Annotated in this window: 14 protein-coding genes, 1 rRNA gene and 1 pseudogene; 11 read left to right on the top strand and 5 right to left on the bottom strand. The window is 71.5% G+C overall.

Annotation, left to right across the window (positions count from 1 at the left end; genetic code table 11):
* Window positions 1–107 (top strand): 5S ribosomal RNA (gene rrf / locus QQ657_RS55870); the annotation flags it as partial.
* 136 nt (window positions 108–243) lie between these two features.
* Here rrf and QQ657_RS55875 read toward each other — a convergent pair.
* Window positions 244–1,923, bottom strand: a complete 1,680-nt coding sequence (locus QQ657_RS55875; RefSeq protein WP_284750634.1) for a hypothetical protein — start codon at window positions 1,921–1,923, stop codon at window positions 244–246.
* A gap of 30 nt (window positions 1,924–1,953) precedes the next feature.
* Here QQ657_RS55875 and QQ657_RS55880 point away from each other — a divergent pair, with 30 nt between their 5' ends.
* The 6 genes from QQ657_RS55880 (at window position 1,954) to recN (ending at window position 7,300) form a co-directional block, all read left to right on the top strand.
* A complete protein-coding gene (locus QQ657_RS55880) occupies window positions 1,954–2,481 on the top strand; it encodes a tetratricopeptide repeat protein (protein ID WP_284750635.1) in 528 nt (175 codons plus the stop codon).
* Window positions 2,474–3,439, top strand: coding sequence for an HAD-IIA family hydrolase (locus QQ657_RS55885; protein WP_284750636.1), 966 nt, complete (start codon window positions 2,474–2,476; stop codon window positions 3,437–3,439). The genes QQ657_RS55880 and QQ657_RS55885 overlap by 8 nt, the downstream gene beginning before the upstream one ends.
* 17 nt (window positions 3,440–3,456) lie before the next feature.
* Window positions 3,457–3,654: a hypothetical protein gene (locus tag QQ657_RS55890; RefSeq protein WP_043774930.1), complete on the top strand. Its 198-nt coding sequence runs from the start codon at window positions 3,457–3,459 to the stop codon at window positions 3,652–3,654.
* 5 nt (window positions 3,655–3,659) lie between these two features.
* A complete protein-coding gene (locus tag QQ657_RS55895; protein ID WP_284750637.1) occupies window positions 3,660–4,502 on the top strand; it encodes a TlyA family RNA methyltransferase in 843 nt (280 codons plus the stop codon).
* Window positions 4,499–5,425 carry an NAD kinase gene (locus QQ657_RS55900; RefSeq protein WP_284750638.1) on the top strand — a complete coding sequence of 309 codons (927 nt, stop codon included), beginning with the start codon at window positions 4,499–4,501 and terminating at the stop codon, window positions 5,423–5,425. Before QQ657_RS55895 ends, QQ657_RS55900 begins: the two co-directional genes overlap by 4 nt.
* A gap of 90 nt (window positions 5,426–5,515) precedes the next feature.
* Window positions 5,516–7,300: a DNA repair protein RecN gene (recN, locus tag QQ657_RS55905; RefSeq protein WP_284750639.1), complete on the top strand. Its 1,785-nt coding sequence runs from the start codon at window positions 5,516–5,518 to the stop codon at window positions 7,298–7,300.
* On the opposite strand, the gene QQ657_RS55910 is transcribed toward recN, so the two are convergent.
* A complete protein-coding gene (locus QQ657_RS55910; protein WP_284750640.1) occupies window positions 7,301–7,756 on the bottom strand; it encodes a MarR family winged helix-turn-helix transcriptional regulator in 456 nt (151 codons plus the stop codon).
* 66 nt (window positions 7,757–7,822) lie between these two features.
* Here QQ657_RS55910 and QQ657_RS55915 point away from each other — a divergent pair, with 66 nt between their 5' ends.
* From QQ657_RS55915 to QQ657_RS55930, 4 genes are all read left to right on the top strand, one after another.
* On the top strand, window positions 7,823–8,815 hold the full coding sequence (locus tag QQ657_RS55915) for a zinc-binding alcohol dehydrogenase family protein (RefSeq protein ID WP_284750641.1): 993 nt from the start codon (window positions 7,823–7,825) through the stop codon (window positions 8,813–8,815).
* On the top strand, window positions 8,812–9,987 hold the full coding sequence (locus tag QQ657_RS55920) for a DUF1266 domain-containing protein (RefSeq protein WP_284750642.1): 1,176 nt from the start codon (window positions 8,812–8,814) through the stop codon (window positions 9,985–9,987). Before QQ657_RS55915 ends, QQ657_RS55920 begins: the two co-directional genes overlap by 4 nt.
* 88 nt (window positions 9,988–10,075) lie before the next feature.
* On the top strand, window positions 10,076–11,260 hold the full coding sequence (gene steA / locus QQ657_RS55925; RefSeq protein ID WP_284750643.1) for a putative cytokinetic ring protein SteA: 1,185 nt from the start codon (window positions 10,076–10,078) through the stop codon (window positions 11,258–11,260).
* Entirely contained in the window at window positions 11,257–12,207 is a 951-nt protein-coding gene (locus QQ657_RS55930; RefSeq protein WP_284750644.1) for a copper transporter, read from the top strand. The genes steA and QQ657_RS55930 overlap by 4 nt, the downstream gene beginning before the upstream one ends.
* A gap of 57 nt (window positions 12,208–12,264) precedes the next feature.
* Here QQ657_RS55930 and QQ657_RS55935 read toward each other — a convergent pair whose 3' ends face one another.
* The 3 genes and pseudogenes from QQ657_RS55935 to QQ657_RS55945 form a co-directional block, all read right to left on the bottom strand.
* Complete coding sequence (locus tag QQ657_RS55935) at window positions 12,265–13,959, bottom strand: glycosyl hydrolase family 18 protein (RefSeq protein ID WP_284750645.1); 1,695 nt, start codon at window positions 13,957–13,959, stop codon at window positions 12,265–12,267.
* 202 nt (window positions 13,960–14,161) lie between these two features.
* A complete protein-coding gene (locus QQ657_RS55940) occupies window positions 14,162–15,430 on the bottom strand; it encodes an alginate lyase family protein (protein ID WP_284750646.1) in 1,269 nt (422 codons plus the stop codon).
* A 93-nt stretch (window positions 15,431–15,523) separates the two neighbouring features.
* Window positions 15,524–16,009: pseudogene (locus QQ657_RS55945) on the bottom strand (aspartate/glutamate racemase family protein); the annotation flags it as partial.
* Between the last annotated feature and the right edge of the window lie 133 nt (window positions 16,010–16,142).

Consider the following 16,142-nt stretch of genomic DNA (forward strand, 5'->3'; position numbering starts at 1 on the left):
TTAGCGTCAGGGAAACGCCCGGTCCCATTCCGAACCCGGAAGCTAAGCCTGATAGCGCCGATGGTACTGCAACCGAAGGGTTGTGGGAGAGTAGGACACCGCCGAACTTACCTTCCGTACGGCCCGTTAGGATAGCCAGTTGGCTGCCCTAGCGGGCCGTACGCGTATGTCCAGAACAAGATTTTTTCCACGGCAGGAGGCCAGGTGTCCGAGTTCGGTCGACGAGACTCAGCGGATGATGGGTCAGGCCGGTCGGCACGCCGGGACGAAGGCTCCCGGGGCCGGTCGGATGCACCCGGGGGAGACCGGCGCGGTGCGCGGCAGGACCGCGGCGGCCGCGACAGCGCCCACACGGGCCGGCCACGCCGGGACGATCAAGGAGTCCGCGGCGGCGGCAAGCCCTTCCGCGGCGGCGACGGTCCCCGTGACCGCGACCAGCGCGGAGGATACGCAGGTCAGAGCCGTGACGGCGGCCGCACTGGCGACCGTGACGACCGCCGCGGCGGCTACCGCGACTCCGGTGACCGGGCCGGCCGGCCCGGCGGCGGCAGCAAGTTCTCCGGCGGCGCGGGCCGCTCGGGTGGCGGCCGGTTCGACGACCGCGGCGGCAAGACCGGCGGCTTCCGCTCGGACGACCGTGGCGGCGAGCGCTCGAGCCGCGGTTCCGACGATCGCGGCGGGCGTCCCGGCGGCAGCCGGCCCCAGGGCAAGGCGTCGTTCGGCGACCGCAAGCCCCGCTGGGAGGACCGCGGCGGGTCCTCGCGCCGCGACGACGACCGCGGCCCCCGTTCGGGTGGTTTCCGCTCGAACGACCGCGGCGGCAAGGACGACTCCCGCGGCAGCTACCAGCGCCGCGACGACGACCGCGGCAGCCGCACCGGCGGCTTCCGGTCCGACGACCGCGGTGGCAAGAGCGGCGGCTTCCGTTCGGATGACCGCGGTGGCAAGAGCGGTGGCTTCCGCTCGGACGACCGTGGCGCGCGGACGGGCGGCTTCCGCTCCGACGACCGCAACCGCGGTGGCAGTGACCGTCGCGACGACTCGCGTGGCAGCTACCAGCGTCGCGACGACGACCGTGGTGGCCGCACCGGCGGGTACGGCTCGAGCGACCGCAGCCGGGGAAGCGACGACCGTGGTGGCCGTACCGGCGGGCACGGCTCGAGCGACCGCAGCCGCGGAAGCGACGATCGCGGCGGCCGTACCGGCGGTTTCCGCTCCGACGACCGCCGGGACGATTCCCGTGGCGGTAGCGGTGGTTACCAGCGCCGGGACAATGACCGTGGCAGTGACCGTCGGGACGATTCCCGCGGTGGCAGCGGCGGTTACCAGCGCCGTGATAACGATCGGGGCAGCGATTCCCGCGGTAGCAGCGGTGGTTACCAGCGTCGCGACAATGACCAGGGCAGCGACTCTCGTGGTGGCAGCGGTAGCTATCAGCGCCGCGATAATGACCGTCGGGACGATTCCCGTGGTGGCAGCGGTAGTTACCAGCGTCGCGATAATGACCGTGGCAGCGATCGCAGCAGTGATTCCCGCGGTGGTAGCGGTGGTTACCAGCGCCGGGACAATGACCGTGGCAGCAGCAGCAGCGGTGGTTACCAGCGCCGTGACGACGATCGCGGTGGCAAGACCGGCGGCGGCTTCCGGGGTACGGACAAGCGGAGCTCGGACAAGCGCGGCAGCGACCGTCCCGCGGGATACCGGGAACGGCCCAAGGTCGGGTCCGCGCTCGACGACGAGGCCCTCGCCAAGGAGCTCCTCGAAGCGCCGGAACTGCCCGAAGACGTCGAGTTCTCCGACCTCGACGAGGAGGCCCGCCGCGAGCTGAGGACCCTTCCCAAGGGCCTGGCCGAGACCGTCGGGAAGCACCTCGTCGCCGCCGGGAGCCTCATCGACAGCGATCCCGAGGCCGCCCTCGAGCACGCCAAGTACGCCAAGGCCAAGGCCTCGCGCGTGCCGATCGTGCGGGAGGCGCTCGGCCTGGTCGCCTACCACGCCGGGAACTGGTCGGAAGCCCTCTCGGAACTGCGGGCCGTCCGGCGGATGACCCGTACCGACGACCACATCGCCATCATCGCCGACGCCGAGCGTGCGCTGGGCCGGCCCGAACGCGCCCTCGATCTCGCGAAGGAGGCCGACACCGCGAAGCTGGCGAAGGCCGTCCAGGTCGAGCTCGCCATTGTCGCGGCCGGGGCGCGGCGGGACCTCGGGCAGCTCGACGCCGCCGTCGTCTCGCTGCAGGGCGACGACCTCAAGGCCGAGAAGCGCGATCCGTGGAGCGCGCGGCTCTTCTACGCCTACGCCGACAACCTCGAGGCCGCCGGGCGCAAGGAGGAGGCCGTCCGCTGGTTCCTCAACGCCGCCGAGGCCGACGCGGAGGACGAGACCGACGCCTCCGAGCGCGCCGCGGACCTGGCCAACGAAAACAGCGAGAACGCCGAGAAGGCCGAGAAGAAGGACACCGAAGAATCGGATGAGTGACGCTCTGCTCGCGGCCTACGACGCGGTCCTGTTCGACCTCGACGGCACCGTCTACCACGGCTCCCGGGTGATCCCGGGCGCTCCGGAGACGGTGCGGGCCGCGCGCGAGCACGGCACTCCGGTCCGGTTCGTGACGAACAACGCGTCCAAGGCACCGGACGAAGTTGTCGCGCACCTCACCGGTCTCGGCATGCCCGCCGGGACCGATGAGGTGCACACCAGCGCCCAGGCCGGGGTGCAGCTGCTGAAGGAACGGCTCGACGCCGGCGCCGAGGTCCTCGTCGTCGGCACGGAGTCGCTCGCCGCCGAGGTCGCCGGCGCCGGGTTGAAGCCGGTGCGGGAGAACGGCGACGACGTCCGGGCGGTCGTCCAGGGGCACTCGCCCGACAACACGTGGGCCGCGCTGGCCGAAGCCTGCCTGGCCATCCGCGCGGGCGCGCTCTGGGTGGCCTGCAACGTCGACGCCACCCTGCCCAGCGAGCGCGGGCTGCTGCCCGGCAACGGCTCGATGGTGGCCGCTCTGCGCACCGCCACCGACGTCGAGCCGCTCGTCGCCGGGAAGCCGCAGCCGCTGCTGTTCGAGACCGCGGCGAAGTCCGCCGGTGCGGAGCATCCACTCGTCGTCGGTGACCGGCTGGACACCGACATCGCCGGCGCGGTTGCCGCCGGCATCGACTCGCTCGTCGTCCTCACGGGCGTCGCGACGCCGAAGCAGCTGATCGAGGCCATTCCGGCCGAACGCGCCACCTACCTCGCGAAGGACCTCACGGCGCTCGAGGACAAAGCCGAGGACCTCAAGATCGGCCCGCGCCCGGGCTGGACCGTGACCGTGGAGAACAAGACCCTGGAAGCGACCGGCGACGGCGACGCCCTGGACCTGCTCCGCGCGCTCTGCCACACGGCCTGGGAGACCGGCGTCACCGAACTCGGCGAGCGCGCCAAGGCGAAGCTCGCCTGACTGATACCGTTTGTGCCGTGCAGGACCACCCGTACCCCGTTCCGGGCCCGCCGCCCGGTTCGTTCTCGCAGCAGACCGATCCGCGAGCCGGCATCGACGAAGCCGTCGCCGGCCTGGACGACCTCGACGCGCTGCCGCTCGCGGAGCACGTCGAGCGCTTCGACGCCGTGCACACCGAGCTGACGGTCGCCCTCTCCAGCATCGACAAGGTCTGACCACGGTGCCCAAGCGGGCGCGCCTCGACGCGGAACTGGTTCGGCGCGGCCTCGCCCGGTCGCGCGAGCAGGCCTCGGCCCTCATCGCCGGCGGCAAGGTCACCGTGCGTGGCATGGTCGCGAGCAAGCCCGCCACCGGTGTGGAGTCCGACGCGCCCATCGTCGTCAAGGACGAGGACGACCCCGGCTGGGCCTCCCGCGGCGCGCACAAGCTGCTCGGCGCCCTGGAGGCGTTCACGGGCCTGAGCGTCGAGGGCAAGCGCTGCCTGGACGCCGGCGCGTCCACCGGCGGCTTCACCGACGTCCTGCTCCGGAACGGCGCCGCCACCGTGATCGCCGCAGACGTGGGCCGTGGCCTGCTCGACTGGCGGATCCGCACCGACGAACGTGTAGTGGTCATGGACCGCACCAATGTTCGCAACCTCTCTCCCGACGACCTCGGCGGCCAGGTCGACCTCGTCGTCGGTGATCTCTCCTTCATCTCGCTGAAGCTCGTGCTGCCCGCGCTCGCCGCTTGCGCACGCGAAGGCGCCGACCTGGTGCCGATGGTGAAACCGCAGTTCGAAGTGGGCAAGGACCGGCTCGGCAGCGGCGGTGTCGTCCGCGACCCGGAGCTGCGCGCCGAGTCGGTGCTCACCGTCATCGACGAGGCCGCGAAGCTGGGGCTCGCGCTGCGCGGCGTCACCGCGAGCCCGCTGCCCGGGCCGTCCGGGAACGTCGAGTACTTCGTGTGGCTGGGCAAAGTCTGTGTCACTGAAGAACGTGTGGCCGAGTCCACTGTGGACGCGGTAGACAGGTCTGAGGCCGAGCGGCTCGTCCGAACCGCCGTCGAGGAAGGGCCCGCATGACCACCGACCGTGAAGTTCTCCTCATGGTGCACCCCGATCGCGAAGCGACGGGCGAGGCCGCGCGCGAGGTTTCGGCGCGTTTCGCCAAGGCCGGCATCCGGATCCGGGTGATCGAAGAAGACGTCTGCGCGCTCATCAACCCGGACCGCCACGGCGTCGGGTCGACCTGCACCGTCGTGGACCCCGACGACAACCCCGCCGAGGGCGTCGAGCTGGTGTTCGTCCTCGGCGGCGACGGCACGCTGCTGCGCGCGGCCGAGCTGGCCCGTCCGGCCGGCGTGCCGGTGCTCGGCGTGAACCTCGGGCGCGTCGGCTTCCTCGCCGAGGCCGACTCCGACGCGCTGGCCGACACCGTGCAGCGCGTCGTCGACGGCGACTACCAGGTCGAAGAGCGGATGACCATCGACGTCACGGTCACCCACGACGGCGCCGAGGTCGCCCGCACCTGGGCGCTCAACGAGGCGAGCGTCGAGAAGAGCACGCGCGAGCGGGTCCTCGACGCGCTCATCGAGGTCGACGGCCGGCCGGTGTCCGCCTTCGGCTGCGACGGTGTGCTGTGCGCCACACCGACCGGGTCGACCGCGTACGCGTTCTCGGCGGGCGGCCCGATCATCTGGCCGGACGTCCAGGCGCTGCTGGTGGTGCCGAGCAACGCGCACGCGATGTTCGCGCGGCCGCTGGTCGTCTCGCGGAACTCGGTGATCACCGTCGGGATCGACCCCGACGGCTCGTCCGCCGTCCTGACCTGCGACGGCGGCCGGCTCATCGACCTGCCGCCGGGGGCCCGCGTGCGGGTGACGTGCGGCACGACGCCCGTGCGGCTGGTCCGGCTGTGGGACGGCCCGTTCACCGATCGCCTGGTGCAGAAGTTCTCGCTGCCGGTGAAGAGCTGGCGCGAGCGCCACGCGCGCCCCTGTGAGTAAGGACCGTTCGGCGATCCATTCGAACATATCGGCGACTCGCCGGGGTCCCGCGCGCGCAGAGTGTCGGTGGGGGCCGCTACGGTAGGCGGCGTGCTGGCCGAGATGCGCATCCAGGGCCTCGGAGTCATCGAGGACGCCCTGCTGGAACTGCACGCGGGCTTCACCGTCGTGACTGGTGAGACGGGTGCCGGAAAGACCATGGTCGTCACCGGGCTGCACCTGCTGTCCGGGGGCCGCGCCGAGGTGTCCAAGGTCCGGACCGGGATGCTCAAGGCGTTCGTGGAGGGACGGTTCACCTATGCCGGCGTCGAAGGCGCCGAACGGATCGTCACCGAGTCGGGTGCCGACGTCGACGAGGACGGCAGCGTCATCGCGCTGCGGGCCGTCGCGGTCGACGGGCGCTCGCGCGCGCACCTGGGCGGCCGGTCGGTGCCGGTCGGCGTGCTCGCGGAGCTGTCCGAACAGCTGATCGCGGTCCACGGGCAGAACGACCAGCTGCGGCTGCTGCGCCCGAGCGAGCAGCGCGACGTGATCGACCGGTTCGCCGGCGACGCGGTGGGGAAGCCGCTGAGCGCGTACCGCGAGGTCCGGTCCGAGTGGCTGGCGGTGATCGCCGAGCTGACCGAGCGGTCGACGCGCTCGCGGGAGATGGCCCAGCAGGCCGACCTGCTCAAGCACGGGCTCACCGAGATCGACGCCGTCGCGCCGGAGCCGGGCGAGGACGTCGAGCTCACCACCCAGATCAAGCGGCTCGCGGCGGCCGACGAGCTGCGCGCGGCCGCGACCGAGGCGCACGTCGCGTTGTCGGGCTCGCCGGACGGCGACCCGGACGTCCCGAGCGCGATGGTTCTGGTCTCCGAAGCGCTCCGGCGGCTTGCGACGTCCGAAGACGGCGTGCTGCGCGAGCTGGCACCGCGGCTCGAGGAGGCGTCGGTGCTGCTGACCGACGTCGGGGCCGAACTGGGCAACTACGTCGAGACGCTGGATGCCGACCCGGCGCTGCTCGAGAAGGTGCTGGCGCGCCAGGGCGACCTCAAGCGGCTGACCCGCAAGTACGCGGCGGACGTCGACGGCGTGCTCGCCTGGGCCGACGACGCCCGGCGCCGCCTGGGATCCATGGACACCTCGGAGGAGGCGCTCGCCGAGCTGGGGCTGCGCCGCGACCAGCTCGCGGTTCAGCTGGCCGCGCACGCCGTCGAGGTGTCGGCGGCACGCGAAAAGGCGGCGGCCGAGCTGGCGGCGGAGATCACGCGCGAGCTGTCCGGGCTGGCGATGGGCCAGGCCGCGATCGAGGTGACGGTCGAGCAGCGCCCGGCCGAGCACGGCGACACGCACGCGCTGGCCATCGACGGCCACGCGGTGCACGCCGGCGCGGACGGCATCGACGACGTCGAGCTGCTGCTGCGGGCCCACGACGGCGCGCCGCCGCTGCCGGTGCACAAGGCCGCGTCCGGTGGTGAGCTGTCGCGGGTGATGCTGGCGATCGAGGTGGTCCTCGCGCACGCGGACACCGTGCAGACCCTGGTGTTCGACGAGGTCGACGCGGGGGTCGGTGGCCGCGCGGCGGTCGAGATCGGCCGTCGGCTGGCGCGGCTGGCGCGGACCCACCAGGTCCTGGTGGTGACGCACCTGCCGCAGGTCGCGGCGTTCGCGGACCAGCACCTGGTGGTGGACAAGGGCCACAAGGGCGGGGTGACGCGCAGCGGCGTCAAGAACCTGAGCCAGGGCGAGCGGGTCAACGAGCTGGCGCGGATGCTCGCCGGGATGGACGACACGGAGACGGGCCGCGCGCACGCCGAGGAGCTGCTGGCCACGGCGGAGAAGGCCAAGGCCGAACCCGCCCCGAAACCCAAGCGGGCCAGCAAGAAGAAGTAGCTACGAGGGCGGGCCGTCTTCGAGGTTCGTGGTGATGCCGCGGAAGACCTCTGCCAGCACCTGCGCCTGCTCGGGGCTCACCTGGTCCGCGAAGTGCCGCTGCACCCCGCGGACGTGCGTCGGCCAGGCGTTCTCCAGCGCGGCCAGGCCCGCCGGCGTCAGCACCACCAGCGTGGACCGGCGGTTCGCCGGGTCCGGTTCGCGTCGCGCGTAGCCCGATTTCTCCAGGCCGTCGACGATGCGCGTCAACCCGCTCGCGCTGTGGACCAGCGCCGCCGCCAGGTCCTTCATGTGCAGCCGGCGATCCGGGGCCTCCGAGAGCTGGACCAGCGCGTCGTAGGTCCGGTGCGTCATCCCGTGCTCGGCCCGCAGCTCGGCGTCGAGCACGCGCAGCAGCAGCGCCGACGAGCGCAGGAATCCCCGCCACGCGGCGTCGTGCTCTCGGGACAGGCTCACTCCGGGAATACTACTCGCGCGGACAGTTGTTGTGCGGACTGTTCGCATGCGAAGAAAGGACCTGTGATGCGCGCGGTCGTACTCCGAGAACCCGGTCCCGTCGAGAACCTCGAACTGACGGACCTCCCGTTGCCCGAGCCGAAACCGGGGTGGGTGCGGATCGCCGTCCGGGCGTTCGGCCTGAACCGGTCCGAGCTGCACACCCGGCTGGGCCTGGCCGAGGGCGTCACGTTCCCGCGCGTGCCCGGCATCGAGGCCGTCGGCGTGGTCGACGCCGACCCCAGCGGCGAACTCGAGCCCGGGCAGCAGGTCGCCACCATGATGGGTGGGATGGGCCGCACCTTCGACGGCGGCTACGCCGAATACACGGTGGTGCCGAAGAAGCAGGTCATCCCGTTCCGCTCCGAGCTGCCCTGGGAGGTCCTCGGACAGGTCCCCGAAACGCTGCAGACCGCGTACGGCTCGCTCACCACCGGCCTCGACCTGCGTGCAGGACAGACCTTGCTGATCCGCGGCGGGACGTCCGCGCTCGGGTTCGCCACCGCGGCACTGGCGAAAGACCTCGGCGCCGCCGTCTTCGCCACCACCCGGCAGCCGGAAAGGCTCGAAACCCTGCGCGAGCACGGCGTCGACCACGCCCTGCTCGACGACGGTGACGTCGCGGCGCAGGTCCGCACGATCGCGCCGGAAGGCGTCGACGCGGCCCTCGAACTCGTCGGTACCCCGACCCTGCCGGACACCCTGAAGGCCACCCGGGTGCACGGCACCGTCTGCTTCACGGGCATGTTGTCCAACCAGTGGACGATCTCGAACTTCTATCCGATCGGCTACCTTCCCGCCGGGGTGCGGTTGACCGCTTATGGTGGTGAGGCGGACGACCTGCCCGCCTCCGTCCTCCAGCGTCACCTCGACCGGATCGCCGCCGGCGAAGCAAGCCTCGGCCCGGCCAAGGTGTATCCGATGACGGAGATCCGGCAGGCGCACGACGACTTGGAACACAACCGGACGGCGGGCAAGCTCGTCGTGCTGACCGGCCGAGCGGAGGGAGCCGCCCCGTGATCCTGCCGCCGCCCGCCGACGTCGAAGCCCAGCTGGCCGCCGCCCGCCGCGACGGCGACCTCGACCGCTACCTCGGCCTGCTGGCCGGGGAAGAGCTCTTCGTCCCGATCCGGCGGGTGGACGCCCGCAGCATCCTCGACGAGCGGGCCGAGACCTTCCCCAACGTCTACTTCGAGACGGGCGGCGACGAGTTCCTGCAGGTCTTCACCCGCGGCGCGCTGCCCGACCTCGGCTCGGACGTCGTCGCCATGAGCGGCGCGCTGGACTGGGCGGTCGACGGCGTCGGGCGGCACGAGCGGGTCGTGTTCAATCGCGGCACCCGCGGCGAGTGGCGGCTGCCGGGCGCGACCCTGCAGCCGTGGCTCGACGCGCACAAGGACGACGTCACGCCGCTGGAAGAGCAGGTCGAGCGGCTGATCACCGCGCCGTACGGGCACCTCGAGGGGCCGATCGCGCACGCGCTGGCCTGCGGCGCGCACCTGGCGGTGCTCAACGCGGCGCCGTGGAACGTGCTCGACGCGCGCCGCCACGACTACGTCGCCGAGGTGCGGGGCCTGCGCGACTGGTGGGGCGTGCCGGACCCGCCCGGCTGGCGCGCGACGATGGCCGACCTGATCGGCGACGGCTACGCGCTGACGCCCGGCAACCTCGTGCTCATGCTGCGCCTGCGGTTCGCGGCCGAGTACGGCCTGCGCAACGGCGAGTTCGACCCGCTGACCTGGGCGGAGCTGGTGGACCGGTGGTGCGCGGAGAACGACGCCGAGGACCAGGCCGACGAGCTGCGCGACACCGTCCGCCGCGTGTCGCGGTGCGAACAGCGCCTGCGCGCCGACGGCCTGGTGGACGCGGACGGGTTCGTCACGACGGCGCTGTCGTGGGACGTCGGCCGCGCGGTCAACATCGCCCGGTGGGGTCTCGCGGCCGGTTATTGTGACGCGCTGACAGCGGAGCTGATGGTCCTCGAAGCCGGTTCGCTCGCTCGCCGCTACCACCAGTCATGGGCCGACCTGTCGGCCGGGTACGTCATGGGCCGCGTCCTGCACGCCGAGGACGACGAGTTCGGCGAGTGGTACCCGGCGGCCGTGCGGGTCCACCACCAGCTCCTTCAGGACCCGGCGAGCCCCTGGCTGAACCTCGATTTCGGCTCCCTTTCGGAGGAGTCGGAGGCCTGACCCGCACGGGGGACCTCACCACAACGAGTCACCCCGGCTACGGCGTGGCGTCCGTTGTCCCACGAGCAAATTTGTCACCATCGGCCACATGAAGCTCACCGGCCTGCTCACGCGGAACCAAGAACCCCTCCCGGGGATCACCGGGGTCGCGCGGGTCGACCGCCGCACCCGGGAGCTGCTGCGCCGGATCAGTCCCGGCGACATCGTCGTGCTCGACCAGCTGGACCTCGACCGCGCGACGGCCGACGCCCTGGTCGAAGCCGAGGTCGCCGGCGTGGTCAACGCGTCGCCGTCGATCTCCGGCCGGTTCCCGAACATGGGCCCCGAGATCCTCGTCGCGGCCGGCGTCCCGCTGGTCGACTCGGTCGGCGGCGAACTGCTGCGCACGATCAAGGACGGCACGAAGCTGCGGCTGCACGACGGCGTCGTCTACGTCGGCGAGCGCCAGGTCGCCTCCGGCATCGAGCAGACCGCCGACAGCGTCGCGGACCAGATGATCGAGGCCAAGGCCGGGATGTCGACGCAGCTGGAGGCGTTCTCCGCCAACACCATCGAGTTCCTGCGCCGCGAGCGCACGCTGATCCTCGACGGCGTCGGCGTGCCGGAGCTGAAGGTCGCGATCCGCGACCGGCACGTGCTGGTCGTCGCGGGCGGCAACGGGCACGCCGAGGACCTCAAGAAGCTCAAGAAGTACGTCGCCGAGCACCGGCCGGTGCTGGTCGGCGTCGACGCGGGCGCCGACACCCTGCGCGTGCAGGGCTACACGCCGGACATCATCGTCGGCGACCCCACCGGCATCGGCACCACGACGTTGCGCGGCGGCGCCGAGGTCGTGGTGCCCGCGCAGCCCGATGGGCACGCGCCCGGTGTCGAGCGGATCCAGGACCTCGGCATCGGCGCGGTGACGTTCCCCGCGTCCGGCAACGCCGAGGACCTCGCGCTGCTGCTGGCCGACGCGCACGGCGCGAGCCTGGTCGTCACGGTCGGCTTCCAGGCCACCCTGCGCGAGTTCCTCGACCACGGCCGGTCCGGCTCCAACCCGTCGACGTTCCTGACCCGGCTGAAGCTCGGTACGAAGCTCGTGGACGGGAAGGCGGTGGCGACGCTGCACCGCAGCCGGGTGTCGATCGGCGCGGTCGTGCTGCTCGTGCTCGCCGCGGTCGTGGTCGTCGCCGCGGCCCTGCTGGTGTCCGACGTCGGCTCGGTCTACCTGGACTGGCTCCGGCACACCTGGAATACGTTCACTGTCTGGGTCAAGGGATTGTTCACGTGATTTCGCTGCGCTACCACGTCGTTTCCATCGCCGCCTGCTTCCTGGCACTGGCCGTCGGGGTCGTCCTCGGCTCGACCGCGCTGAACGGCACGCTGCTTTCCGGCCTGGCGGGGGAGAAGAAGGATCTCGGCAGCCAGGTCTCCGACCTCGAAGCCCAGCGCAACGCGCTCAACGCCCGGCTGGCCGACGCGGATGCGTTCGCCGGCGCGATGGGGCCGAAGGTCGTCGCCGGGGCGCTGGACAAGCGCTCGGTGGTGCTCGTGACCACCGAGGACGCGCGCCCGGCCGACCGGGACGCGCTCAAGCAGCTGATCGGCCAGTCCGGCGCTTCGGTGACCGGCGAGGTACAGCTGACGGCCGCGTTCGCCGACCCGGAGAAGGCCGACCAGCTCCGCGACGTCGTCACGCGCCTGCAGCCGGCGGGCTCGAAGTTCCCGACCGCGGGCGACTCCGGCACGCTGGCCGGCGCGCTGCTCGGTTCGGTGCTGCTGCTGGACAAGACCACGGCGAAGCCGCAGTCCTCGGGCGAGGAGCTGGCGGCGGCGATCAGCGGTCTCACCGACGGCGGGTTCGTCAAGGCGAGCCAGGAGGTCAAGCCGGCGCAGCTGGCGATCGTGCTGACCGGAGGCCAGGCGACCGGCGACAGCGCGGGTGACCGCGCGGCGACGATCGCCCGGTTCGCCACGCAGCTCGACCGCGGAGGCGCGGGCACAGTCCTGGCCGGCGACGCCGGTTCCGCGGAGGGCACGGGCGCGCTGGGCGTGGTCCGCGCGGACACGTCGGCGACGTCGATCCTGTCCACTGTGGACAACGTGGACTCGTCGGCCGGCCGGGTGAGCACGGTGCTGGCGTTGAAGGAACAGCTCGACGGCGCCGCGGGCCGCTACGGCATCGCGGGCAACGCGACCGCCCCCGCGCCGGGCGTCGGCGCCCCCACCGGCAACTGATGTCTTGAATGACTCATTCAGGACCTCCGAGGTCCTGAATGAGTCATTCAAGACGGTTCAGCCGGCCAGCCAGAGGGCCGGGACGTTCGGCGGCTCCCAGCCCACCAATGAGGTGTGGGCTTGGCGGCACGTGTACGTGACGCCGTTGTAGGTCACCTTCGCACCCGTCGCGTACGCCGTGTTCGGGGCCCACGCGGGGACCGAAGGCGGCGTCGTGGGCGTGGTCGTCGGCGGAGTGGTCGGAGTGGTGGGCGTGGTCGGGGTCGTCGGAGTGGTGGGGGTGGTCGTCGGCGGGGTCGTGGTCGGCGGGGCCGAGCAGTTCGGCGTCGAGGCCGCGAGCCCGTTGACCACCGCGTGGAACAACGTCGAACCCGGGTCCAGGTCGTAGAGCGAGAACATCATCGCGCCGCCGAGGCCCGTGCAGTGGATGTAGTCCGTGCGGGCCTTGATCGACTGGGCCGACGAGCCGCCGTAGAAGTTCGTCCCGTCGTAGAACCAGGCTGACTGCGTGACCGGGTCCCAGTACGTGTCCGCCGGGTTGTCGACGATCCCGGACAGTTCCTTGTACATCGCGACGCCGGGGACGTTGCCGCTCAAGGCGTGCCCGGGCGACGGACCCGAGGCGGACTGGTACAGCCCGTGGTTCGACCCGGCCGGCACGCCGGTCCAGCCGCGGTAGTAGAACGGGATGCCCAGCGTCAGCTTGGCTGCCGGGAAGCCGCCCGCGATGCCGTACGCGCTGTTGCCGTGCAGGTAGTCCTTGATCACCGAGTCGGTCGTGTACTTCTCGGTGCCCGGCGGGATCGTGCCCGATGGGTCACCCGGCGACGAGTACAGCGGGTCCTGGAAGTTCGTCGGCCCGGTCGCGTCCCACGCGCCGTGCATGTCGTAGGTCATCGCGTTGCCGAAGTCCAGGTACTGCCCGATCCGGTCGGTCTGGATCTTCGCGATCTTGTCCTGGCCGCCGGGCAACGCGGCCGAGAGCGCGTAGTGCTTGCCGCCCAACGCGTCCAGCTCACTGCGGAACTCCGCCATCAGCGCGGTGTAGTTCGCGGTGTCGGCGGCGCTGTAGTGGTTGCCGACGTGCCCGGTGGGCGAACCCGGGTACTCCCAGTCGATGTCGATGCCGTCGAAGATCCCGGCCGCGGTGCCCGGGCCGCCGTAGCCGCCGGACGCCGGGATGTTGCCCTTGATGAACATGTCGAGGCACGAGCTGACGAACTTCTTGCGCGACGCGTCGGTCGCGGCGGCGTCGGAGAAGTACTTCGAGTACGTCCAGCCGCCGATCGACAGCAGCACCTTGAGGTTCGGGTGCCGCGCCTTGAGCTCCTGCAGCTGGTGGAAGTTGCCGGCGACCGGCTGGTTCCAGACGTCGGCGGTGCCGTCGACGCTGATGTCGCTGCCGAAGGACTTCTGGTAGTCGGCGAACTGGTCGCCGCCGCCGTCCCCGGCGTTCGGGTCGGTTTCGCCGCCAGGGTCCGGGGTCGTCGCCTTCGTGGCTTCGAAGCAGGTGAGGTTGCCCGGGTCGATGTTCTCGAAGTCGTAGAGCAGGTAGTCGAGGTTGCCGGCGATCGCGTCGACGTTCTTGAGGTAGTAGGCGTTCTGGTAGATGGACCACTGGTCGAAGTAGGCGATCCGGACCCCGCCGGAGGTCGCGGCGGCGGCGTTCGGGGCCGCCGGGCCGGCGACGGTCAGCGCGCCGATCACGACGGCGGCGGCCGCGGCGGCGACCAGGGCGAATCTTCGCTGCATGGGCGTCTCCTCGCGCAGGCGGACGGCCCTCTCCCGGCCGCGACGGCGCGGGAGAGGGCGTACGCGACGGTTCTTCACGAAGCGGGTCCGGCCCCGGTCATGAATGTGCGCGCGGGGGCACCGAGTGTCAATACTTTGGACTAGACCAATCTGTCAGGTCGTGCGCTATGGGACGCGGTGTCCGGTTTTCGTTGGGGCAGCCCTACTTAAGTGGGGGGTCGAGCGGGAAGCACGACACGCGCACCGGCCACGTGTCGCCGCCGGCCGGCAGCGGCATCTTCTTCAACGCCGCCGCCGCGTCCGAGTCGTGTGCCTCCTCGGCCGCGGCGTGGAAGATGTCCGCCGCGATCGACTGGTCGAACACGCCGATCTGCTGGTGCGGCCAGCCAGCGGCACCCTGCAGCGCACCCGGGATCAGCTGGTCGACGACCTTCCGGAGCGTCACCCCGTTGGCGGCCTTGTACTTCCAGACGTCGATGCCGAGGTTCTTCCCGAGCTGCGCCATCCGGCCCCACGCGGTGAGGTTGAAGTTGACGTAGTGCCACGACATCGTGCGCGACAGCTCGAGCGGCTGGCTGCCGTCGGCGGCGAACTGCACCGGGAACCGGTTCTTCTCGGCGTCGAGGACGATCTTGCGCGCGGTGTCCCGCTTGCCCAGGTACGCCGCGATCGTCGCGTTCTGCATGTCGAGGAAGGTGCCGTGGTTGTTGGTGGCGGCCAGTTCCAGCTTCGCCTGCGGGCTCGTCTGCATCCAGTCCAGGTACTGCGTCAGCCAGGCCTTGATCCCGGAGCGGTCCTTGCCGGACCAGCCCGGCGCGCCGCCGTCGAGCAGCGCGAACGTGTCGAGGAGCTGGCTGAACGACTGCGTCGAGTCGATGATCCCGGTGCCGCTGATCGTGGTCCGGCACGGGACGATCTGCGAGTACGTCATGTTCGGGTTCATCTTGGTGGCCGGGTCGAGGAACCACGTCCGGATGTCCAGTGCCGCCCGCTTCGCGTACTTCGCGTCGCCGGTGTAGTACCAGGCGAGCGAGAGGTAGTACATCGCGTCCCAGGCCCACATCCGGTAGGTGTGGTCGGTGATCGCGTCGGCTTCCGGGTTGCGCTGGCCGTCGCGGTTGACGTACGGGCAGCCCTGCGGGTTCTCCGGGGTCTTCTCGCTCGCCCACCAGTAGGGCGCCTGGCTCATGTAGTCGTGCTTGTCGCCGCTCGGCGGCGCGGACGGCTTGTCCATCACCGACCACGGCCCGGCGGTCAGCGCCGTGTTCGCCTTGTCCAGCACGGCTTTCAGCGCGTCGCGCTGGGCCTTGGACGCGTGGCCGCTGCGCAGCGCCTGCTTGATCCCCGCCAGCTTCGCCCCGTCGGTGATGACGGTGTGCGGTGGCGACGCGGCCACCGCCGTCCCGCTCACCGGGACCAGGAGCATGCTCGCGGACAACGCCAGCGCGCCCAGTACGCGTAGCCTTCGCACTTCCGACCGCCCTTCACGGGGACGTCGAAGTCCCCACTCGTCACCGGGCGGCGGTACGGCAGTGGCGATTCTGTCCGGGCGGTGCCGGGGATGTCAATCGGGCCAGGTGCGTCGCTTGTCCAACGGACGCGCGTACGAGCCCGCGCGGCTCGTCTTCAGTCCCAGCGCCACCAGCGACTCCGCGAGCCGGATTCCCGCCGCGACGCCGTCGATCACCGGGATGTCCAGCATCGTCGAGATCTTCCGGTCGAGGCCCGTCATCCCGGCGCAGCCGAGCACCAGCACCTCCGCGCCGGCGTCCCGCGCGCGCCGGCCGGCCGTCAGCAAAGCCGACTCCGTGCGGCGTTCGTCGGTCAGCTCCAGCACCCCGAGCCCGGCGCCGGTGACCGTGACGCAGTTCTGCGCGACGCCGGCCGAGTGGAGGCTGTCCTCGATCAGCCCGCACGTGCGGTCCAAAGTGGTCACGACGCCGTAGCGGCGGCCGAGCAGACAGGCCAGGTGCGCGGCCGCTTCGGTGATGTCGACGACCGGGACGTCCAGCAGCTCGCGCGCGCCTTCGCGGCCGTGGGGGCCCGCCCCCCCCCCCCCCCCCGCGCCGCCCGCGGGGGGCCCGCCCCCCCCCGCGCCGTGGTTACTGTCGTTGTGCGAAACCGCCTTTCCGTACTGTGAAATCGGCGGTGGTTCAATCCTCCCGGAGAAGGGTTTTCGGATG

Source organism: Amycolatopsis ponsaeliensis (assembly GCF_030182635.1).
Classification (GTDB): Bacteria; Actinomycetota; Actinomycetes; order Mycobacteriales; family Pseudonocardiaceae; genus Amycolatopsis; species Amycolatopsis ponsaeliensis.